Source organism: Methylophilus sp. YYY-1, from assembly GCF_029132825.1.
GTDB lineage: Bacteria > Pseudomonadota > Gammaproteobacteria > Burkholderiales > Methylophilaceae > Methylophilus > Methylophilus glucosoxydans.
On sequence record NZ_WOVG01000001.1, the window covers coordinates 927,706 to 947,348 of the forward strand.

The 19,643-nt window shown below is 54.4% G+C and carries 21 protein-coding genes; 5 read left to right on the plus strand and 16 right to left on the minus strand.

Annotated elements, in window-relative coordinates; translation table 11 throughout:
• The 8 genes from GOC95_RS04395 to GOC95_RS04430 all read right to left on the minus strand — a co-directional run bounded on the left by GOC95_RS04395 (position 1) and on the right by GOC95_RS04430 (position 8,654).
• Positions 1–183 (minus strand): Trm112 family protein, encoded by a 183-nt coding sequence (locus GOC95_RS04395; protein WP_194748322.1) that lies wholly within the window; start codon positions 181–183, stop codon positions 1–3.
• Positions 173–1,198: a tetraacyldisaccharide 4'-kinase gene (lpxK, locus tag GOC95_RS04400; RefSeq protein WP_275356017.1), complete on the minus strand. Its 1,026-nt coding sequence runs from the start codon at positions 1,196–1,198 to the stop codon at positions 173–175. The genes GOC95_RS04395 and lpxK overlap by 11 nt, the downstream gene beginning before the upstream one ends.
• A complete protein-coding gene (gene msbA / locus GOC95_RS04405; RefSeq protein ID WP_275356019.1) occupies positions 1,198–2,952 on the minus strand; it encodes a lipid A export permease/ATP-binding protein MsbA in 1,755 nt (584 codons plus the stop codon). Before msbA ends, lpxK begins: the two co-directional genes overlap by 1 nt.
• A 95-nt stretch (positions 2,953–3,047) precedes the next feature.
• Positions 3,048–3,476: a biopolymer transporter ExbD gene (locus GOC95_RS04410; RefSeq protein ID WP_194748325.1), complete on the minus strand. Its 429-nt coding sequence runs from the start codon at positions 3,474–3,476 to the stop codon at positions 3,048–3,050.
• Positions 3,477–3,509: 33 nt separating this feature from the next.
• Positions 3,510–4,115, minus strand: coding sequence for a MotA/TolQ/ExbB proton channel family protein (locus tag GOC95_RS04415; RefSeq protein WP_194748326.1), 606 nt, complete (start codon positions 4,113–4,115; stop codon positions 3,510–3,512).
• Between the two features lie 129 nt (positions 4,116–4,244).
• Complete coding sequence (locus tag GOC95_RS04420) at positions 4,245–6,653, minus strand: DNA internalization-related competence protein ComEC/Rec2 (RefSeq protein ID WP_275356022.1); 2,409 nt, start codon at positions 6,651–6,653, stop codon at positions 4,245–4,247.
• A gap of 5 nt (positions 6,654–6,658) precedes the next feature.
• On the minus strand, positions 6,659–7,363 hold the full coding sequence (gene lolD, locus GOC95_RS04425) for a lipoprotein-releasing ABC transporter ATP-binding protein LolD (protein ID WP_275356024.1): 705 nt from the start codon (positions 7,361–7,363) through the stop codon (positions 6,659–6,661).
• Positions 7,356–8,654 carry a lipoprotein-releasing ABC transporter permease subunit gene (locus tag GOC95_RS04430; RefSeq protein ID WP_194748329.1) on the minus strand — a complete coding sequence of 433 codons (1,299 nt, stop codon included), beginning with the start codon at positions 8,652–8,654 and terminating at the stop codon, positions 7,356–7,358. Before GOC95_RS04430 ends, lolD begins: the two co-directional genes overlap by 8 nt.
• Positions 8,655–8,880: 226 nt before the next feature.
• Between GOC95_RS04430 and GOC95_RS04435 the strand changes: the two genes are divergently transcribed.
• Entirely contained in the window at positions 8,881–9,084 is a 204-nt protein-coding gene (locus GOC95_RS04435; RefSeq protein ID WP_194748330.1) for a CsbD family protein, read from the plus strand.
• Positions 9,085–9,203: 119 nt separating this feature from the next.
• Here GOC95_RS04435 and ppc read toward each other — a convergent pair whose 3' ends face one another.
• Positions 9,204–11,984 carry a phosphoenolpyruvate carboxylase gene (gene ppc, locus GOC95_RS04440; protein WP_275356027.1) on the minus strand — a complete coding sequence of 927 codons (2,781 nt, stop codon included), beginning with the start codon at positions 11,982–11,984 and terminating at the stop codon, positions 9,204–9,206.
• A gap of 323 nt (positions 11,985–12,307) precedes the next feature.
• Between ppc and GOC95_RS04445 the strand changes: the two genes are divergently transcribed.
• Complete coding sequence (locus GOC95_RS04445; RefSeq protein ID WP_275356029.1) at positions 12,308–12,529, plus strand: hypothetical protein; 222 nt, start codon at positions 12,308–12,310, stop codon at positions 12,527–12,529.
• A gap of 7 nt (positions 12,530–12,536) precedes the next feature.
• Here the strand turns inward: GOC95_RS04445 and GOC95_RS04450 are convergent, their stop codons facing one another.
• From GOC95_RS04450 to rsmD, 5 genes are read right to left on the minus strand one after another with little or no spacing between them, the layout of a single operon-like run.
• A complete protein-coding gene (locus tag GOC95_RS04450; protein ID WP_275356031.1) occupies positions 12,537–12,791 on the minus strand; it encodes a hypothetical protein in 255 nt (84 codons plus the stop codon).
• A complete protein-coding gene (gloA, locus tag GOC95_RS04455) occupies positions 12,784–13,191 on the minus strand; it encodes a lactoylglutathione lyase (protein WP_275356033.1) in 408 nt (135 codons plus the stop codon). The genes GOC95_RS04450 and gloA overlap by 8 nt, the downstream gene beginning before the upstream one ends.
• A 60-nt stretch (positions 13,192–13,251) precedes the next feature.
• Positions 13,252–13,506, minus strand: coding sequence for a YfhL family 4Fe-4S dicluster ferredoxin (locus GOC95_RS04460; RefSeq protein ID WP_275356035.1), 255 nt, complete (start codon positions 13,504–13,506; stop codon positions 13,252–13,254).
• Between the two features lie 34 nt (positions 13,507–13,540).
• Entirely contained in the window at positions 13,541–14,029 is a 489-nt protein-coding gene (gene coaD, locus GOC95_RS04465; RefSeq protein WP_275356037.1) for a pantetheine-phosphate adenylyltransferase, read from the minus strand.
• Between the two features lie 56 nt (positions 14,030–14,085).
• Positions 14,086–14,646, minus strand: a complete 561-nt coding sequence (rsmD, locus tag GOC95_RS04470) for a 16S rRNA (guanine(966)-N(2))-methyltransferase RsmD (protein ID WP_275356039.1) — start codon at positions 14,644–14,646, stop codon at positions 14,086–14,088.
• Between the two features lie 136 nt (positions 14,647–14,782).
• On the opposite strand from rsmD, the gene GOC95_RS04475 reads away from it, so the two are divergent.
• Positions 14,783–14,980: a PLDc N-terminal domain-containing protein gene (locus GOC95_RS04475; RefSeq protein WP_194748338.1), complete on the plus strand. Its 198-nt coding sequence runs from the start codon at positions 14,783–14,785 to the stop codon at positions 14,978–14,980.
• Between the two features lie 60 nt (positions 14,981–15,040).
• Here GOC95_RS04475 and GOC95_RS04480 read toward each other — a convergent pair whose 3' ends face one another.
• Both GOC95_RS04480 and GOC95_RS04485 read right to left on the minus strand, forming a co-directional pair.
• Complete coding sequence (locus GOC95_RS04480; protein ID WP_275356042.1) at positions 15,041–16,366, minus strand: pitrilysin family protein; 1,326 nt, start codon at positions 16,364–16,366, stop codon at positions 15,041–15,043.
• A gap of 32 nt (positions 16,367–16,398) precedes the next feature.
• Positions 16,399–17,739 (minus strand): pitrilysin family protein, encoded by a 1,341-nt coding sequence (locus tag GOC95_RS04485; protein WP_275356392.1) that lies wholly within the window; start codon positions 17,737–17,739, stop codon positions 16,399–16,401.
• 234 nt (positions 17,740–17,973) lie between these two features.
• On the opposite strand from GOC95_RS04485, the gene ftsY reads away from it, so the two are divergent.
• Positions 17,974–18,960, plus strand: coding sequence for a signal recognition particle-docking protein FtsY (gene ftsY, locus GOC95_RS04490; RefSeq protein WP_194748341.1), 987 nt, complete (start codon positions 17,974–17,976; stop codon positions 18,958–18,960).
• 2 nt (positions 18,961–18,962) lie between these two features.
• The gene (ftsE, locus tag GOC95_RS04495; protein ID WP_275356046.1) at positions 18,963–19,640 is read left to right on the plus strand and encodes a cell division ATP-binding protein FtsE; all 678 of its coding nucleotides are present in this window, start codon (positions 18,963–18,965) and stop codon (positions 19,638–19,640) included.
• Positions 19,641–19,643 lie beyond the last annotated feature (3 nt).

A 19,643-nucleotide genomic window follows, 5' to 3' on the forward strand; every position in this document is an offset into this window, starting at 1 on the left:
TTATTCAGCGTATTCATGCTCTTCCAGGCGACGCGCTTCGTCTTCGAGCATGACCGGGATGCCATCGCGTACCGGATAAGCCAGGCGGGCCCCTTTGGACACCAGCTCCTGCTTTTGTTTGTCATACACCAGCGGTCCTTTGGTCACCGGACACACCAGAATTTCCAAGAGTTTAGGATTCATGCCTATTTCCTTTGCATTGTTGCAAACGTCTGATGACGTTTTCCGTCAGGGAAGGATGATCACCAAGCGGCGTGATTTGCGCACTGACTGGCAAATACCAGGCGTTGGTTAATCCCAGATGCTGACATTTTACGGCATCTTTTTCTGTCATCAGTATGGTTTTTTGTTTAAAAGGCTGGAAGTCTTCCTTGCGGTAAGCATGGTGGTCGGGGAAGGCGACGGTTTCACAGCTAATACCCAGATTGGAGACGGTATTAAAAAACCGTTGTGGGTGACCGATGCCGGCAATTGCAACCAATGCCCGCTGCTGCAACTCGGCATTCGACAGATGCGTATTCAGGTCTGTGACTGAGGTCCAGCGACCCACTTCCAGGCCAACGACATAATGCGCCACAGGCCAGGGGCCGGCAGGGACCTGACCACTTTCTACGATGATATCCACGGTTTGCAAACGGCGCAATCGCTCACGCAACGGCCCGGCAGGGAGTAAGTGACCATTGCCGATACCGAGTGGCCGCTGTACAACGGCAATTTCGATATCCCGCTGAAGCGCATAATGCTGCAAGCCATCATCACACAGAATCACATTGACTTCAGGATGCGCCTGCAGCAAGGCTAGACCGCCTGCCACACGGTTGGCATCGACCCAGATCGGACAGCCAGTACGCCCGGCAATCAACACCGGCTCATCGCCCAGTGACTGCGGCAAGCTATCAGGCGTCACCTCGCCGGTGTGTTGTCCGCCATAGCCGCGGCTCAAAATCCCGGGACGGTAGCCTGCGGCAAGTAACTGCTGCGCCAGATAAATCACCACCGGCGTTTTACCGACCCCACCTACAGAGAGATTGCCGACTACCACCACCGGCACAGGCAAGGCCTGGCTTCTCAACAACCCCACCTGGTAACACTGGCGCCGCAAGCCAGACAATACCGCAAACAGCATAGACAACGGCAGCAGCAAGGCTTGCGCCCAGCCCATCCCCTGCCACTGTTTTTCAAACCAATGCCGCAACATCAGTCGTCTTGAAACTGCTTGTGATACAACCGGCTGTAATACCCGCTTTGTGCCAGCAGGCTGGTATGCGATCCAGTTTCGATGATTCTGCCCTGATCCATGACCAGAATCCGGTCTGCGTTCTCTACGGTACTCAAGCGGTGCGCAATCACGATCGTCGTGCGGTTTTGCATTAAGCGATCCAGCGCCATCTGTACATGTAGTTCGGACTCACTGTCCAGCGCGGACGTCGCCTCATCCAGCAGTAACACCGGCGCATCTTTTAAAATGGCACGTGCAATCGCCAGGCGCTGGCGCTGCCCGCCGGACAAACGGACACCCCGGTCACCGATTTCGCTTTGCAGGCCTTGCGGCATGTGCTCGATAAACTCCCAGGCATTAGCCGCTTTGGCGGCGGCAATAACCTCTTCCTCAGTCGCCTCGCGCAAGGCACCATAGGCAATATTGTTGTAAATGGTATCGTTAAACAAGACGATATCCTGACTGACCAGTGAAAACTGTTCGCGCAAGTTCTCCAGGCGATACTCGCGGACATCCACGCCATCCAGCAAAATACTGCCTTCTTGCAGCCCATAGAAGCGTGGCAGCAAATTGACCAGTGTGGTTTTGCCACTGCCAGAACGACCAACCAGCGCCACCTTCTCGCCAGCGCGTATCGTGGCGTTAATGTGGTCCAGTGCGTTGTGTTTGGCCTGCGGATAACGCAAGGTCACGTCTTTAAATACCAGATCGCCCTGCGCACGGCCAATCTGATGATGGCCATGATCCTCTTCGGATGCCAAATCCAGCACCTCAAAAATACTCTGTGCCGCAGCCAATCCAACTTGCAAGTCCTCATTGGCCGAAGTGATGTGTTTGATCGGTGCAATCAGCATCATCAATGCGCCGATAAACGCGGCAAACTCGCCTACCGTAAATTGTCCCAGGGCATAATAGACCACCAGCCCTAAAGCCAGCGCCGACAACACCTCAATCACAAAGCTGTTCAGCCCCGAGATACGCGCACTGCGCAATTCGAGCTGGCGGTTTTTACCGACCACATCACCAAAGCGCGTGTTCTCAAAATGTTGCGCGCCAAAAATTTTGACAATACGCTGCGCGGCAATCGCCTCTTCCGCTGTTTTGGTAATCTCGCCAACGGCTTGCTGTACCCGTTTGGCATTTGCGCGCAGCTTGGGCGTAGTCTTGGATAAATACAGCCCCATCAGCGGCGTCACCAGCGCAAATACCAGGGTCAGTTTCCAGTCCAGATACAGCATGTAAGCAATCAGGCCTATCACAGTCAGGATATCCCGTACTACGTTATGGGCCGAACGCGTGACGACAATCGATAGCCGCTCGGCGTCATAGGTCATCTTGGACACCAGCGAGCCATTGGAATGCATGTCAAAAAAACTCACTGGCAACAACATCAGCTTGGCAAACACCTGTTTGCGCATCACTTCGACCACTAGCCTGGTCACAGCGCGCAAGCAGTAAATCGAGAAGAATGAAGCCACGGCACGAACGACCATCAAGCCAACCAGCATCAGCGGCAAAGTAAATGTTTCCTGCTCCGAATGCTGGACAAAGCCTTCATCGGTGACTTTTTTAATCAGGGCCAGAAAAGCGGTGTTACTAAGCGACAACACGGTGGTTGCCACCATGGAGACCAGAAAATAAAACTTGTAACGCCAGGCATATAAAAACAGGCGCTTATATAACAGTTTGGGATTGACGATTTTAGGTAAATCGACTTTTTGTTTGCGGGCCATGCGGGTTCTCTGATTACTTAAAAACAAGCAAGCCCGTCGGTCACAACGGGCTTGCCTGGCACTAAACGGGACAGCTCACAAACAGCCACCACACATTAGTGGCTGTTTACCTGTGTGGCAAAGGTGATATGTGTGTAATTCGCCATCCGGGAGGCTTCCATAATATTCACCACAGACTGGTGCGAGGCCTTGCCATCGGCATTAATGATAATGGTCGGCTCTTTGTCTGCCGGACCGGCCTTGCCTGCTTCGATCAAGGCGGCTGACAAATCAGACACCACGGCACCATTCGCTTCTTTGCCATTCACCAGGCAACGGCCGCTGGCATCGACCTCCACGGTAATAGTCAATGGTTTTTCTTGAGGGGCATTGGCATCCGCGGTCGGCAAGTTAATCTGCAACTCACTGGTACGTGAAAAGGTTGCACTCACGATCAGGAAAATAATAATCACCAGCAACACGTCAATCAACGGAATAAAGTTGATTTCGAGCTCTTCGTCGCGGCTACCACGTTTAAAGTTCATGAGACTGCCTTTTTTTATCCTGTCGCAAAATGCTTATCCGCGGTCACCGTGGATAATTTCTACCAGTTTAACGGCTTGCTGCTCCATATCCACCAGAAAACCGTCCACTTTGCTCTTGAAATAACGATAGGCAATCATCGAAGGCACCGCCACCACAATCCCGGCCGCCGTGTTGTACAAGGCCACCGAAATGCCTCGCGCAAACTGTGCCACATCGTGACCACTGTTCGTGAATGAGCCAAACAGCTCGACCATGCCGATCACCGTCCCCAGCAGCCCCAGCAAAGGCGCTACAGTGGCAATGGTCCCCAATGTGGGCAGGTATTGTTCCAGCTTGTGTGCAACCGCACGGCCGGTTTCTTCAATCGCTTCTTTGGTAACCTCACGTGAGTGCCCCATATTCGCCAACGCACTGGCAAAAACGCGGCCAAGTAAAGAGTGTGCTTCGAGACGGCTTAAGGTTTCACGTGTCACGCCGCCCTGCTTTAACCAGTTTTGCACTTCAGGCAATAACTGGTCCGGGGTGACAACTGAAGCTCTCAAGGCCCAGAATCGCTCGACAATAATGGCAAACGAGATCACAGAAGCGATAACCAGAGGCCAGATTGGCCAACCGGCCGCTAAAATAATTTCCCACACAGTGATGACTCCAATGGTTTTTTTAAACTTCCGCTACTTTAGCGTTAACCTGCCCTAAGGGCAAGTTTTGTGCGGTATCTAAGCGGTTACAAAACCGCTTTTGCGCAATGTGGGCGATCGCAGAGGCAGTCAATCCCAATAATGCGGCTCAACCTGGCGCCAGGTCAAGACCGTTGGGTGATTGCCCTGTGTAAAATCCAGCATCACCGCGCCATGCTGATCTGAGCGATAGCGTTGACTGTCTATCGCTTCGTAGCGTGATAACACCGCCTGCTTGGGGTGGCCGAACCGGTTCAGATAGCCCACCGTGGCAATCGCGATGCTGGGTTTTACCGCCTGGACAAACGCAGGACTGGAGGAGGTTTTGCTGCCATGATGCGGCATGGTCATCACCGTAGAAGCCAGATTTTTCCCAGACTGCTCCAGCAACCGTTGCTCACCGTATTGTTCGATATCACCTGTCAATAACAGACTGCCATGAGCAGAGATCACCTGAATCACACAGCTTTTATCGTTATCTTTAAGGGGAATTTCTGGTTGCGCCAAAGGATAAAGCACTTTGAAACTGACCTGGTCCCATTGCCAATGCTGTCCGGCCTGGCAAGTAAGATGTGGCATGCTTGCCGCCTGCGGAATCGCCTGCAGTTGCTCAAAAAAAGTCGCGTCTGCGCCAAGTGAGCTTAACAAGCGTGTAGCTGGCACGCCAGCCAGCACCGAGGCCATGCCACCGACATGATCATTATCGTCGTGCGAGACCACCGCCAAATCCAGCCGGGACAGGCCCAAGTGGCGCAAATAAGGCAGCACAATCCTTTGACCGGCATCACTGTCTTCATGATAGACCGGCCCGGCATCGTAAAGCATGGCATGGCTAGCCGTTTGCACCAGCACACTCAAGCCCTGGCCGATATCCAGCACAGTGACGCGCATGTCCCCGGGCTTGAGCGCTGACGGGGCAGGCAAACATAAAGGCAACCAGAGTAGCAGCCCAAACCAGCGTAATGGCCAGCCTTTGGGTAACAGCAACACCAGCATGCCCAACATTGCCAGCAGCCAGGCAGAGAGTGATGGTGTAGGCAGATACCAGACTGCCCAGGATAATTGGCTGAACCAATGTAATAGCCAGGCCAGTCCCTGCCACAACTGTGCTGCCAGTATTAACAAGGCATCCACCGGCAACATAGCGCCGGCAATCGCCAGTGGCACCACGCCCAGGCTAACCAGTGGAATCGCCAGAGCATTGGCAAACGGGGACACCAGAGACACCTGGTTAAACAAGAGGATCAGGATAGGCACAAAGGCCAGCGTAATCATGCTCTGTGTATGCACCGCGGCCCGCCAGGCACTCGGTGGACGCAAGCGTCCGCCCATGCCAAAGGCGAGCAAGGCCACTGCGCCAAAAGACAACCAGAAGCCCGGCGCCAGCACCGCCCAGGGATCCAGCACGACCACCACCCAGAGTGCCACACTGAGTATCCAGGAAAAAGGGAATTGGCGGCGCAGACTGAGCATGCCTAGCATGGTCAGCAACATCCATAAGGTACGCTGTGTCGGAATGGAAAATCCGGCCAGGGCGGAATAAACCACCGCCACTAACGCCCCACCCACCCGGGCCGCCAGAGTGGAGGGCACATATAGCGCCCAGCGCGGTTGCTGCCGCCACACCCAGCCCGTCAATAAATAACCAAGGCCAGCCAGCATCGTAATATGCAGGCCAGAAATACTGATTAAATGATTAATCCCGGTATCGACAAACAATTGCCAGTCCGCACGCGAGATCTGGCTATCATCACCGATAACCAAAGCGCGCAGGACGCCACTGGCCGGGCTGGTTCCCAGCACCTGCTGGATTCGCTCACCCACCAGCGCTCGCCATTGCGCAACCATGGCAGCGGGTTGCCAGACCATGGCTTGCAGCTTGCGCATCGGTGCTTTGGAGACTATAGAGCCTGCCGCGCCGACTTGGTTGGCCAGGCACCAGGCAGCATAATCAAAACCATGCGGATTGCGCGTGGCATGGGGACGTTTGAGCTTGACGGTGAATTGCCAGCGCTCTCCTGCTTGTAATAATGGTAAAGCATTGCGCGACGTGGCCGGGGCATGACGATATGACTGCTCGTAGAGATGCAAGCGCAGCCTGGGAGGCAACGGACAATGTGCGTTGAAGGTACGCTCAACGGCAACATCCACATGCTGGCCTCGTGCATCGCGCGCTGGCACGCTCACAATCACAGCTTGAATCTTGAGTGGCTGTTGTTCACACGCCTGAGGCAGCGCCGTTTGCAAGCGCCAGGCAGCGCGCGCCTGCGCCCAGGCAAAGCCGATGGCAGCCACCAGCAAAATACAGCCAAGCCGACGGCAAAAAAGGCGAACCGCTGAGGTTAGCCTGACACCCCCGATATGGCGACTGTTCGCCAGTAGCGCGACCAGTCCCAAGGCTGCTAGCCAGCCCAGCCAAACCGGGAGCGACCATAATTGCGCTTGTTGCTGAAACAGCCAGACACCGAATAATAATCCCAGTGTGGCGCCCGGCAACATGACGGCTACTCGTCAGCCAGTCCTTGCGCGTCTGGCAACAGGGGTTGCAAGCGCCCATCCTGCAAACGATATTGCTGATGCATGCGTGCCGCCAGCGACAGATCATGGGTCACGACCACTAGCGCAGTGCCCTGTTGCACCTGGATCTGCAACAGTAACTCAAACACTTGTTGTGCCGTTTGCCGGTCCAGGTTGCCGGTTGGTTCATCGGCCAATATGCAGCGTGGCTGCGTGACTAATGCACGGGCCAGAGCCGCGCGCTGACGCTCCCCGCCTGACAACTCACCAGGGGTATGTTGCAGACGATGCGCCAGACCGACCTGCGTCAAATAATGTGCAGCCTGTTCCAGCGCCTGCGCCCGTGGCATGCGACGAATCAGTAGCGGCATGGCTACATTTTCCAGCGCACTGAACTCGGGCAGCAAGTGATGAAACTGATAGACAAAGCCCAGATACTGGTTACGCATGGCACTTTTTTCAGCCTCGGAGAGCCTGGTTAACGGCTTGCCCAACCACTGCACCTCGCCATGCGTAGGCGCGTCCAGACCGCCCAGCAAATGCAACAAGGTACTTTTACCACTGCCCGAAGCGCCAACAATCGCCACATGATCACCTGCCGCCAGTTGCAAGTCGACCCCGGTCAGCACCGAGGTATCCAACTCCTCATACCGCTTGGCCAAGCCCTGGCACTGCAATACCCAATTACTCATAACGCAAGGCCTCCGCCGGATTCATACTCGCCGCACGGGCACTGGGATACAAGGTCGCGACCAGACTGAGCAGGATAGACAGGCCCACAATCGCCGACACATCCGACCACATCAGCTTGGAAGGCAAATCACTGATGTAGTAGACGTCTTTGGACAAAAACTGCACATTAAAAGTATGTTCAATCCAGGGCACCACGGTCTCGATATTGAGGGCCAGCAACACGCCCAGCACCGCCCCCGACAAGGTGCCGATAATGCCTATCATCGCGCCTTGCACCACAAACATTTTGCGTATGCTTTGCGGGGTTGCGCCCATGGTGCGCAGGATGGCAATATCCGCACGTTTGTCAGTTACCGCCATCACCAGCGTAGAGACAATATTAAACGCCGCCACCGCTACGATCAGCGCCAAAATAATAAACATCACTCGTTTTTCGAGCTGGATCGCCTTAAAGAAATTGGCATGTTGCTGGGTCCAGTCAGTGACGTAGTAGTTGGGTCCCAGTGCCTGTATCAGCTCGCGGCTGACGCGGTCGGCCATAAACAAGTCATCCAGCTTCAGGCGCAAGCCAGAAACCTGATCGCCCAGCCGGTAGAGCTTGGCCGCATCGTCCAAATGAATCAAGGCCAGGCCCGCATCATACTCATACATGCCAACCTGAAAAATCCCGGCCACAGTAAATTGCTTGATGCGAGGCACCAGTCCCGCCGGAGTCACCTGCCCTTGCGGCGCCATCAACACCACCTTGTCGCCAACACGCACGCCCAGCGCCAGCGCCAGGTCTGCCCCCAATACAATATTGAATTGGCCTGGCTGCAAATCGGTCAGCTTGCCAATTTTCATCTGGGTTGCCAGGTCAGAGACTTTGCCTTCCTGTGAAGGTAACACGCCACGAATCAGCAAGCCCTGCACCGCTTCGTCATGCGTCAACATGCCTTGCGCCATGATGTAAGGCGCCACGCCGGTGATGGGGCTGGCAACCGCCTTGGCCGGAATCTGCTCTATCTGCTGCTGCAAATGCTGCCAGTCCGGCAAACCGGCTTCAAAGCTACGCACTTCAATATGCGAAGCCACGCCTAAAATGCGCTTTCTGAGCTCATCCTGAAAGCCGTTCATGACCGACAACACGACAATCAGTGCCATCACACCGAGGGCAATGCCTATCATGCTGGTGAGGGAGATAAACGAAATAAAGTGATTGTTGCGTTTGGCGCGTGTATAGCGCCAGCCTATCCAAAACTCATAAGGCAGGCGCCGCGCGAGCGCGCTGAAAAAGGTGTCATTCTTCATGGCCGCATCTTAACAGCTTTTAATGGCATCGCGATACCTGCCCACAGTGAAAGCGCAGCTCAACCCTGGCGCGCCTCAATAGCTTGTCAGCCAAATCCGACCCAAAAATGCGGGCATGGCCGACTGAACCGAGGCAAGCTTGCCTTTAAGATGTACTCAGGTCGATGGCATGCACACCGACTGTCACAACGATCTAAATCAAGAATGTAATCATAGGAGACTCGAGATGAACAAAGACATTTTCGAAGGCAACTGGAAGCAGCTTAAAGGCAAAGTCAAAGAACAATGGGGAAAACTGACCAATGATGACTTGGATGTGATCGAAGGCAAACGCGACCAGGTCGCAGGCAAAATCCAGGAACGCTATGGCATCACCAAGGATGAAGCTGAGAAACAGCTCAAAGCCTGGGAAGACAAACACCGCCACTAAGGCCTGTGCCATACCCACTTAGCATGATGCAACGCTTGGCGTTTTAGCATCATTGTCTAAGCAGAGGCGCCCCGCAGGACAAGCTCAGCTTGTCCTGCGTTGTTTCTGCCTATCAGGCCTTAACCTGTATTGCGCAAACTGGTAGCAATGCCATTAATGGTCAGCGGAATGGCCCACTTGAGTTTTTCATCGGTTTCGCCATTGCGGTAACGCTGTATCATTTCTACCTGCAAGTGATTAAGCGGATCCAGATAGGGCAAGCGGTCGCGAATGGATTTGGCGATCACCGGTTGAGTGGCCAGACGTTGCGTGGTACCAAGCAGCAGATTGACCGCGTCGGTGGTCAGCTTGTGTTCATGCGCAATGCGGCTGAAAATTTCTTCGCGCAAGGCCTTATCAGCCAGCAAATGGGCATAATGGCGCGCCACGATCAGGTCTGTTTTCGCAAGCACCATATCGACGTTGTTAATCAGGGTATTAAACAGCGGCCAGTGTGCCTGCATCTCCAGCAACATTTCCAGACGTGCCTGCTTCAAGGCTGGGTCGTGCGCTAAAAACTGGTGAATGGCGCTGCCCAGACCATACCAGCCTGGCAGCAGCAAGCGGCACTGCCCCCATGAGAATCCCCACGGAATCGCCCTTAAATCCTCAATCCGTCGCGTCGATTTGCGCGCGGCGGGCCGGCTACCCAGATTGAGTCCGGCAATTTCCTCAATAGGCGTGGTATTGAAAAAGTAATCGGCAAAGCCCGGGGTTTCATAAACCAGGCTACGGTAGCTGGTCATCGCCGTGGCCGAGAGGGCTTCCATCACGCTTTCAAACGCACGCCGTTTGGCGGGCTCCAGCTGGTCGGCCGGGAACAAGGTGGCATCCAGCGTCGCCGCAATCAGGGTTTCCAGATGCTGGCGGCCGACCACCGGGTCTGCATAACGCGTGGAGATGATTTCGCCCTGTTCGGTCAGGCGAATCTGGCCATCGACGGTGCCGATGGGTTGCGCCATGATGGCCTGATAGGTCGGGCCGCCGCCACGGCCAACCGTGCCGCCACGGCCATGGAACAGGCGCAACTTGACGTTGGCCTGGTTAAACAGTTCCACCAGCGAAATTTCTGCTTTATACAGCTCCCAGTTCGAGGTCAAAAAACCGCCATCCTTGTTGCTATCCGAGTAGCCCAGCATGACTTCCTGCTCATTGCCCTGGAAACGGATCACATGGCGGATGCCGATAAGGCTCAGCCATTTGCCCATGATCATGGGCGCGTCGCGCAAGTCGGCAATGGTTTCAAACAGTGGCACAATATTCAGATCGACCTGGATATTGGCCGAGCCCCACACGCCGCGCAACAAGCCAGCCTCACGTTGCAGCAAGGCCACTTCCAGCAGGTCAGACAAGGTTTCAGTGTGCGAAATAATATACTGGCGTACCGCATGCTCACCAAAGCGCTGGCGCACCTCACGTACGGCTTCCAGCACGCCGATTTCCTTGTGCACCAGCTCGGAATATTGCTGGAAAGGCGAAAACAGCAGGCGCGGTTGCTTCAGTTCTTCGAGCAAAAGGCCGATTTTCTCTTCCTCGTTAAAACTGGCGTAGTCAAAATCGTAGCCCGCCTTATGTAACAGCTCGCTAATCACCGCTTCATGCACGTCAGAGGACTGGCGGATATCCACGGTGGCCAAATGGAACCCAAACGTGACTATGGCTTTAATCAGCTTGCCCAGCCGCGGATAAATCAAGGCTTCACCATGATGACGGCGTAATGAATCGGCAATGGTCTGCAAGGGGTGCAGCAATGCCTCAGGATCTTCGTAAGGCTCGTTGCCGACTTCTTCCGGCAAACTCCAGCTGGCATCGGGTAGCAAATGGCTGGCGGTCACCAGCAAACGGTCATGCACACCATTGAGCGCGAGCCGGTAAGGTTCATCCAGGCGATGCGATGACTGGTCGCGCGAAGCTTTCGCCAAGGCCAACACTGCGTCATCCACACCAACCACGCGCGTGGACACAGCCAGCTCGCGCTTGAGCGCGGCCAGCTCTTGCAGATAGAACTTGAACAAGGTGGTGGCCTGCAGGCGCACACTATCGCGCAAGGTGGTGCCATTCACAAACGGGTTGCCGTCACGGTCGCCACCAATCCAGCTACCCATGCGCAAAATACCTGGCAAGTCCATGCCGGGCAGCCAATCTGCCAGGTCGCGCTCGATATCCTGCAGGATTTCAGGGATCACATGTAAGAAGGTACTTTCGTAATAGGTCAGTGCGTTTTCAATCTCATTGAGCACACTGAGCTTGGAGTAGCGCATCATGCGGGTTTGCCACAAGGCCGACACCGCGCCTTGCAACAATAGCTTGTTGCGCGCCAGTTGGCGCTCAGACACCATGTGCCCACGCTGCCCCAGCAACTCCGCAATCAGCTGCTCAATGTCCAACACACTTTTACGCTGCACCTCGGTCGGATGCGCGGTCAGTACCGGTGAGATCAACGCGTCCTGCAACAGTTGCTGGATTTTTTGCGGCGCGATGCCAGAGGCCTTGATTTGTGCCAGCGTGTGCGACAGCATGCCAGGCGCAGGTGTATTTTGCTGGCAATGGCCGAGTTCCTGTCCGTAAAGATCTTCGGCCAAATTCACCAGATGTTTGAAATAAGCCAGTGCACGTACCACGCGCACCGTATGCTCCAGACTCAGGTCAGCGAGCAACTGCTCAAGATCTAACGAAGCCTGCTGGTCATGATTCTGGTGAAAACGCAATGCGGCTTGCCGGATGGCGGCAATTTTCTGCGCAACAGCTTCGCCCTCCACCTCCAGAATGGCCTGATCAAGTAAATCACCTAACAACTGAATATTGTTGGACAGCCGCATTTCCGCCGTTAGCATGGCGTCGGCTGCAAGTTTTTTTATCATGATGCCTCTCCTCTAGCTTAGGTTATCCCTAGCAACAAGCAGGCCATCTAAAAAAAAGATTTTTTTACTTTAAAATCAGCGTATTGGAAGAAACGAAACTCAAGCGCCATATACGAAGTGACTCCCATGCACTGCCAACAGGCAAACCGGTGCACCGATTTGGGCCTCGAATCACATGGGCAACAGTCGCGTTGAACCCAGACTTTCCATCAGTCTCTGAAACGGCAAGGCCGCACAGTTTGATGGATGTTTTGCGGAAATTTGCACTAGCAAAGACGCTACGACTATGCATCACACTCGGTTTCCTGAGGCATAATAGACAGATGAAATGCATCAATCTCGATCATTGGATGGCACAAATCCTGTCCGTCTGGCAATCGTTGGCCGCGCAGAGCGTTTGGCTGCAGGATGGCTTTTTGCTGCTGATGTGCCTGATCATCGGCTTGCTGCTATTTCTGTTTGGGACCGTGATCGGGCTGTTTACGCAATCACTGTGGGGCATTTTTACGACGGGTCGCCAGGGCAGCGAGGAAGAGCACAAGTAAATAAGCGCTATTCTGGCGTCAGCCAGCGGGCGATCGCGTCGAGCTCTGCCGCACTGTCGCTGTCAAAATCTGCATACTGATGACCGCCGGTTCTGGCATACCAGTACTCGCTATTCCAACGGTCACCTTCTATTTTATGCAATACCGCATGTATCCAGTTGGCAGTGGGATCACTGTACACCTGCGCAATCTGATGTGCGCCATGCCAGTCTCCGGCTTGCGCCAGCCTCACTGCCTGCAATAACAATGTCCGGTTAGACATGCTTGGGGTATTCAATCGTCCCCTTCTGGATGAATTCGATTTTATAGCCATCCGGGTCTTCGATAAAGGCAATGACAATGGTGCCGTGTTTCATCGGCCCCGCCTCGCGCACCACTTTGCCGCCCTTGGCCTTGACCAGCTCACAGGCTTTATAGGCATCGTCCACTTCAATCGCCATATGACCATAGGCGGTGCCCATGTCATAAGTGGTTTTGCCGTAGTTGTAGGTGAGCTCCAGCACGGTGTGGTCGTACTCGTTACCATAGCCGACAAACGCCAGTGTAAACTCGCCGTCAGGATAATCCTGGGTACGGATTAACTTCATGCCCAGTACGCCGGTATAAAAGTCGATGGAACGTTGCATATCGCCCACGCGCAACATGGTATGTAAAATCCGCATTGATGTCTCCTTGATCTCTGATTTTTTTAATCTGTTGTGGACGTAACCGGTCCACTCGGCTTAACCCCGCGTGGCAACAATGCGCTGATATTTCTCCAGCAATTGCTCCTTGGTTTCGCGCCGCTCAGGGTCTAGCGGAATGCAGCTGATCGGGCAGACCTGCTGACATTGCGGTTTATCGTAATGGCCGACGCACTCGGTACACAAGTCGGGGTTGATTTCATAAATTTCTGCGCCTTGCGAGATGGCTTCATTCGGGCACACGGGCTCGCACACATCGCAGTTAATACATTCATCGGTAATAAATAAAGCCATGATTTTCTTTACATCGCTACAGAGGCGCCATCACTCAGGCGATCGCCAGTTTTTGCTTGATTGCCCGTTCGACGCCTGGTGAGACAAACTGGTTCACATCTCCTCCCAGGCGCGCCACTTCACGCACCAGGCTGGAGGAAATAAACATGAACTCTTCCGCCGGGGTCATGAACAGGGTTTCCAGTTTGGGATAGAGCTTGCGGTTCATGCCCGCCAACTGAAACTCATATTCAAAGTCACTGGCCGCACGCAGGCCACGGATCACCATCTGCCCGCCCTGCGCCTGCACAAACTGCATGAGCAAGCCGTCAAAGCCGACCACACGGATGTTATCGCCTGCAAACACCGACTCTGCCAGCGCAACCCGCTCTTGCAGGCTGAACAAGGTTTGTTTGCTGGTGCTGCCAGCCACTGCCACAATCACTTGGTCAAACAGCTTGGCCGCCCTGCGCACAATATCCTCATGCCCCAGGGTGATGGGATCAAAGGTGCCTGGATAGACGGCAATTCTGGTTTTACTCATCGCTTGCTTCCGTAATCATCGTTGTGTCGTTGCTGGCTGCCGCTGACTTGATTGCCTTAATCCGTGCCAGCAGCCGCATCGGCTGACGCGGGTTGCAGCAGGTGAAAATAGACCTGACCCGCTTTGCCCGATTTGACCACCTGCCAGCATGCATCGGATTTTAACGCATATTCGGCCTCAACATATAGCCAGCCTTCAGGCGCCAAATGTCTGGGCAGCACGGGCAACAATTGCGCCAGCCAGTCCTGGCGATACGGCGGGTCACAAAAAATCACGTCAAACGGCTGTTGATTGCTGCCCAGAAAAGTTCTGGCATCCATTTGCTGGATGCAGGCCTGGGTCGCCTCCAGCAAACGCTGGTTCTGGCACAAAGCCGCATAAGGCGCTTTGGCCAATTCGAGCATGGTGACCGCTTTGGCATTGCGAGACAGCGCTTCAAACCCCAGGGCACCGGTCCCCGCAAACAAATCCAGGCAGGTTTTGCCTGTCAAGTCCTGGCCCAGCCAGTTAAAGACGGTTTGCCGCACGCGGTCTGGCGTCGGGCGTAGCCCTTCGGCATCGGGAAACTTGAGTACACGGCTACGCCATTTCCCGGCATTCAATCGTACCTGATTCATGAGCGGTGGTTGATTCGAATAAATAAAGCAGCATTATCCCAGATTTTGCATCCCGACTACCCATGGCCTGCGCTAAACCGAGGGTGCACCCAAGTCATCGTGTTATGATTTCGTTAATTCATCAAGGAATATTGCTATGGAGTTCTTATTTGGCTTTGGTCTGCTGGGCGGCGTGATCGCGCTGGCGCTGTCACTGTTTTGGGTATGGATGCTGATTGATTGCCTGGCCAATCAAAGTGAAGACAAGCTGGTGTGGTTTCTGGTGATTTTCTTTTTAAACCTGCTGGGGGCCTTTTTATACTACTGGCTGGCGAGAAAAAAGCGCATGGCTTAATCTGACCCCGCTCACCGCAACAGACATAAAAGCAAAAGCCGGCAAACTGCCGGCTTTTTGTTATTCCGCACCAACAATCACGGTGGCAAAATGCTCAGGATGGATGCGGCGCTTGAACGCATCATTCACCTGTTGCACAGTGACGGCTGCGACCTTGTCATTAAAACTATCCAGGTAATCCAACGGCAATTTGTAAAAGCCGATCATGTTCAGGTACTCCAGAATCTTGCTATTACTGTCTATACGCATGGGAAAACCACCAATCAGGTTATCCTTGGCCGCAGCCAGCTCCTTTTCTGTCACGCCTTGATCGACAAATTTCTGTACGGTGGCCATCACCAGCTTGAGCGCTTCTTCACTTTGCTCTTTTTTGGTTTGCAGCCCGATCTGGAATGGTCCCAACTGGCTCATGGGCATAAAGTAGCTATACACGCTATACGCCAGACCGCGCTTTTCACGGACTTCCTCGGTCAGACGTGACACAAAACCACCGCCGCCCAAAATATAGTTACCCACATACAGCGCAAAGAAATCCGCATCGCCGCGTTTATTGCCAGGCTGGCCAACCAGGATGTGTGCCTGCATGGCCGGATGCGGCACTTTTTTCAGTTTGGGCGCAGACAACACTGGCACGGCGGGGATATCGGCCACCGCAGGTCCTGCTGGCAGGCCAGCACTCAGACGCTGCGCAATCTGCCGGGCCTGATCCGGGGTCAGATCCCCCATCAGGGCGATCACGGCAGACTTTGCCGTATAGTGGCTTTGATAAAACTGCCGCAACTGGCTCACCGTTAGCGATGGCACCGTACCCACTTCACCGTTTTGATCCAGGCTGTAAGGATGCATGCCGTACACCGCTTGCATAAAGGCTTTTTGCGCAATGCTATCCGGCTCTGTTTCGGCCTCTTGCAACGCGGCCACAATACGGGTTTGCTCACGGCTCACGACGGCTTCAGGAAAATCCGGCTGGTGTAACACCAGCGTAAACGCGTCCAGTGCGGCCTGCTGTTCGCTGGTCAAAGTACGCAACTTGAAGCTGGCGCGGTCTGCATCAAAACTGCCCCCCAACACGGCCCCCACATCGGCAAAGCGGTTAGTCAGCGTTTCCTCTGCCAACCCGCCCGCGGCCATGCCCATCACATGATGGGTTAACGCGGCGGCGCCACTGCTTTCTGGCTGGTCATAAGCGCTGCCTGCACGAAAATTGATGCTGACATCCATCATGGGCAAGGCATGATTTTCAACAAAATAGACTTCGCTGCCCTCCGCGGTGGTCCAGTGCTGAATATTCAGTGCGGCGCACGCCAGGCTGGCATAGCCTTGCAGCAGGCTGATCAACAAGACCGTGTTGAATACCCGGTGTTTAAATAAAGTAACGACTTTCATGAAATTCCCAAATCAAACGTTCGAAGAACGGATTAATGTTGATGCGGCCGACCGGCGGGCTTCTGGTTAGGATCCATCGGTTGTGGGTCCAGGCTGACCAGCGTCATTTGGTCTGCGACCAGATATTTTTTGGCCACGGCCTGCACTTGTTCAGAGGTGACCGCCTGCACACGCGACGCATTGGTTTGCAGCAAAGATAAAGGGTAATGCATGGTTTCCAGCTGGCCGATCTGCATGGCCTGATAAAACATGGAGTCACGTTTGTAGACATCGGCGGCAATGACCGCGGCTTTCACTCGATGCAGCTCAGCCGGCGTGACGCCGTTGTTTTTGACTTCTTCAATTTGTGCCCAGATCGCCTTGATCAGCGCCTCTTGCGAGACGCCTTCACTTGGCGAGGCCGCCACCTCAAATGTCGAGGTTTGACCGCGGTTGGTACTGTCATACCCCGTGTCAATTTCAAGCGCAATCGCCTGCTCACGCACCAGTTTCTGGTTGAGGCGTGACGCATCATTGCCACTCAGAATGCTGGACAACACTTCAAGCGCATAAGGCTCCCAGTCCTGCTCGCTGTAAGCCGCCGCATTTTTGAGCGCGGGCGCGTGAAACCCCATCACAAAAAAGGGCAGCTTGGCTGGCGCCTTCACAATGGCCCGGCGCTCACCAATCTGGGCGGGCTCCACCTGTGGCTTACGCACAGGTAAAGGCTTGGCCGCCAGTTTGCCAAAGTTTTTTTCAGCCAGCGCAAACACCTCCTGCGCCTTGACGTCACCGACCACCACCACTGTGGCATTATTCGGCGCATACCAGGTGCGGTACCACTCACGGGCATCATCAGCAGTCATATTTTCAAGATCATTCATAAAGCCGACCACCGGACGGCCATAAGGATGGGCACGATAGACCGAAGATTCAAATTGTTCGTTGACACGTGATTGCGGCTTGTCTTCAGTACGCCAGCGGCGTTCCTCTTTCACCACCTCAATCTCTTTGGCAAACTCGGCATCGGTAATCTGCAAATGGGCCATGCGGTCTGCTTCCAGCGTAAAGGCCAGCGGCAATCTGGATTTTTCCAGTTGCTGGAAATAACAGGTGTAATCTTTGCTGGTAAAGGCGTTTTCTTTACCGCCCGCAGCCGCAATCTGGCGGGAAAACTGCCCGGCCGGGACTTTTTGTGTACCTTTAAACATCATGTGTTCCAGCACATGGGCAACCCCGGTTTTGCCATTCACTTCATCCAGCGAACCGGCGCGATACCAGACTTGCGAGACAACGACGGGCGCTCGATGGTCTTCCTGCACAATGACTTTGAGTCCGTTTTTAAGGGTTTTCTGCGCAATCTCTGCCTGTGCTTGCGCGGCATGGGCGCTCATCAGCAGGACCAGGCACAGCCCCAATCGTGGCAAGCGCGCAAAAGAATAAGATTTTTTCATATCTGACTTTATGAATGATGAATAGGTTGTTTTTAGCTTGATGTGTATCGCCATGCATGTGACCGACACAGCGCGGACTAAGTTCGGAGGCCTGGCGACTCAAGTGCTCAGCTTGACGTGGCGGGAAACGTCGATTCGGCTTAAAATAGTCATATTACAGAGTTTTAGATTGCCATGTTTAATCCTTTCGCCAAAAAATCCGAACCAGCGACGCCTGCCCAACCTGAACCGACCAGCCTGAGCTGGGCGCAGCGTCTCAAAAACGGGCTGGCCAAAACCCGTCAGCAGCTGGGCGGGCAGTTAAGTGCCTTGTTTGGCGGTGGCAAGATTGATGAAGACATTTACGAAGAACTAGAAACCATCCTGCTAACTTCGGATGTCGGCGTTAGTGCCACCCAGCACCTGCTCGAACAACTGCGCAGCCGTGTCAAAAAGCATGATCTGCAAGACACCATTGCACTGAAACAGGCGTTGAAAGACACGCTGCTTGACCTGCTGACGCCCTTGCAAGTGCCGCTAGAGGTCAAGGATCACCAGCCATTTGTGATGATGATGGTCGGCGTGAATGGCGCTGGCAAAACCACCACTATTGGCAAACTGGCTAAGTATTTGCAGGCCCAGGGCAAAAGCGTGCTGATTGCCGCGGGGGATACGTTTAGGGCCGCTGCCCGTGAACAGTTGCAGGTGTGGGGCGAGCGCAACGATGTGCACGTCATTGCCTCAGAGAGTGGCGACCCGGCAGCAGTGATTTACGATGCGGTGAACTCGGCCATGGCCAGAAAAATCGACGTGGTCATCGCCGATACCGCAGGCCGCTTGCCCACGCAACTGCACCTGATGGATGAGATTAAAAAAGTGCAGCGTGTCATCGACAAAGCCTTGCCCGGTGCGCCACACGAAATTTTGCTGGTGCTGGATGCCAACACCGGCCAAAACGCGGTCAACCAGTTAAAAGCCTTTAACGAGGCGCTTGGTGTCACCGGACTGGCCTTAACCAAGCTGGATGGCACCGCCAAAGGCGGCGTCATTGCCGCGATTGCGCACCTGAGCCAGCAATCGGCAAGTAAGATTCCGGTGCGTTTTATTGGCGTGGGGGAAAGTATTGATGACCTGCGCCCGTTTGACGCCCATGACTTTATTGACGCCTTGATTGATGACTAGCCATGATTGTGTTTAAAAACGTCAGCATGCGCTACCCCAATAGCGCACACCTGTTCCGCCAGGTCAGCTTCAATATAGACAAAGGCGATTTCGTGCTCGTCACCGGCCACTCTGGCGCAGGCAAAAGCACCCTGCTTAAATTGATGGCGGGCATTGAAGCGCCTTCCAGCGGCCAGATTCTGATCAATCAGCAGGATATCGGCAAACTGCATCCGAATGCCGTGCCCTATTTGCGTCGCCGCTTTGGCCTGGTGTTTCAGGACCACAAACTGCTCTACGACCGCAACAGCTTTGACAACGTGGCCTTGCCGCTCAGCATTCAGGGCATCACCGGCGAAGAGGCTGCTCGCCGCGTGCGGGCAGCGCTGGATAAAGTCGGCTTGCTCAATAAAGAAAAAGCCATGCCGATCACCTTGTCCGGCGGCGAGCAACAACGGCTCGCCATTGCGCGCGCTGTGGTCAGCCGCCCCTCGATTGTGATTGCCGATGAACCGACCGGCGGCCTCGATCAGGCGGCCTCGCTTGAAATCATGCAGTTACTCAAAGCCTTTAATGAAGTGGGCGTGACCGTGGTGATTGCCATGCACGATGTCGCCCAAGTCAGCAGCATCGCTTACCGTACACTGCATATCGACCACCAAACCATTAGCACCCTGCCTGCACAGACGGCCATGTTATGAGAA

What these genes read in the sequence shown, in the direction of transcription:
- GOC95_RS04430 (WP_194748329.1), bottom strand. Translation starts at nt 8,654, where the DNA reads ATGAAGAATGACACCTTTTTCAGCGCGCTCGCGCGGCGCCTGCCTTAT.
- ppc (WP_275356027.1), bottom strand. Translation starts at nt 11,984, where the DNA reads ATGATAAAAAAACTTGCAGCCGACGCCATGCTAACGGCGGAAATGCGG.
- msbA (WP_275356019.1), bottom strand. Translation starts at nt 2,952, where the DNA reads ATGGCCCGCAAACAAAAAGTCGATTTACCTAAAATCGTCAATCCCAAA.
- GOC95_RS04475 (WP_194748338.1), top strand. Translation starts at nt 14,783, where the DNA reads ATGGAGTTCTTATTTGGCTTTGGTCTGCTGGGCGGCGTGATCGCGCTG.
- lolD (WP_275356024.1), bottom strand. Translation starts at nt 7,363, where the DNA reads ATGAGTAATTGGGTATTGCAGTGCCAGGGCTTGGCCAAGCGGTATGAG.
- ftsE (WP_275356046.1), top strand. Translation starts at nt 18,963, where the DNA reads ATGATTGTGTTTAAAAACGTCAGCATGCGCTACCCCAATAGCGCACAC.
- ftsY (WP_194748341.1), top strand. Translation starts at nt 17,974, where the DNA reads ATGTTTAATCCTTTCGCCAAAAAATCCGAACCAGCGACGCCTGCCCAA.
- GOC95_RS04480 (WP_275356042.1), bottom strand. Translation starts at nt 16,366, where the DNA reads ATGAAAGTCGTTACTTTATTTAAACACCGGGTATTCAACACGGTCTTG.
- GOC95_RS04435 (WP_194748330.1), top strand. Translation starts at nt 8,881, where the DNA reads ATGAACAAAGACATTTTCGAAGGCAACTGGAAGCAGCTTAAAGGCAAA.
- GOC95_RS04485 (WP_275356392.1), bottom strand. Translation starts at nt 17,739, where the DNA reads ATGAGCGCCCATGCCGCGCAAGCACAGGCAGAGATTGCGCAGAAAACC.
- GOC95_RS04420 (WP_275356022.1), bottom strand. Translation starts at nt 6,653, where the DNA reads ATGTTGCCGGGCGCCACACTGGGATTATTATTCGGTGTCTGGCTGTTT.
- GOC95_RS04445 (WP_275356029.1), top strand. Translation starts at nt 12,308, where the DNA reads ATGAAATGCATCAATCTCGATCATTGGATGGCACAAATCCTGTCCGTC.
- GOC95_RS04410 (WP_194748325.1), bottom strand. Translation starts at nt 3,476, where the DNA reads ATGAACTTTAAACGTGGTAGCCGCGACGAAGAGCTCGAAATCAACTTT.
- GOC95_RS04450 (WP_275356031.1), bottom strand. Translation starts at nt 12,791, where the DNA reads ATGTCTAACCGGACATTGTTATTGCAGGCAGTGAGGCTGGCGCAAGCC.
- lpxK (WP_275356017.1), bottom strand. Translation starts at nt 1,198, where the DNA reads ATGTTGCGGCATTGGTTTGAAAAACAGTGGCAGGGGATGGGCTGGGCG.
- GOC95_RS04395 (WP_194748322.1), bottom strand. Translation starts at nt 183, where the DNA reads ATGAATCCTAAACTCTTGGAAATTCTGGTGTGTCCGGTGACCAAAGGA.
- rsmD (WP_275356039.1), bottom strand. Translation starts at nt 14,646, where the DNA reads ATGAATCAGGTACGATTGAATGCCGGGAAATGGCGTAGCCGTGTACTC.
- gloA (WP_275356033.1), bottom strand. Translation starts at nt 13,191, where the DNA reads ATGCGGATTTTACATACCATGTTGCGCGTGGGCGATATGCAACGTTCC.
- coaD (WP_275356037.1), bottom strand. Translation starts at nt 14,029, where the DNA reads ATGAGTAAAACCAGAATTGCCGTCTATCCAGGCACCTTTGATCCCATC.
- GOC95_RS04460 (WP_275356035.1), bottom strand. Translation starts at nt 13,506, where the DNA reads ATGGCTTTATTTATTACCGATGAATGTATTAACTGCGATGTGTGCGAG.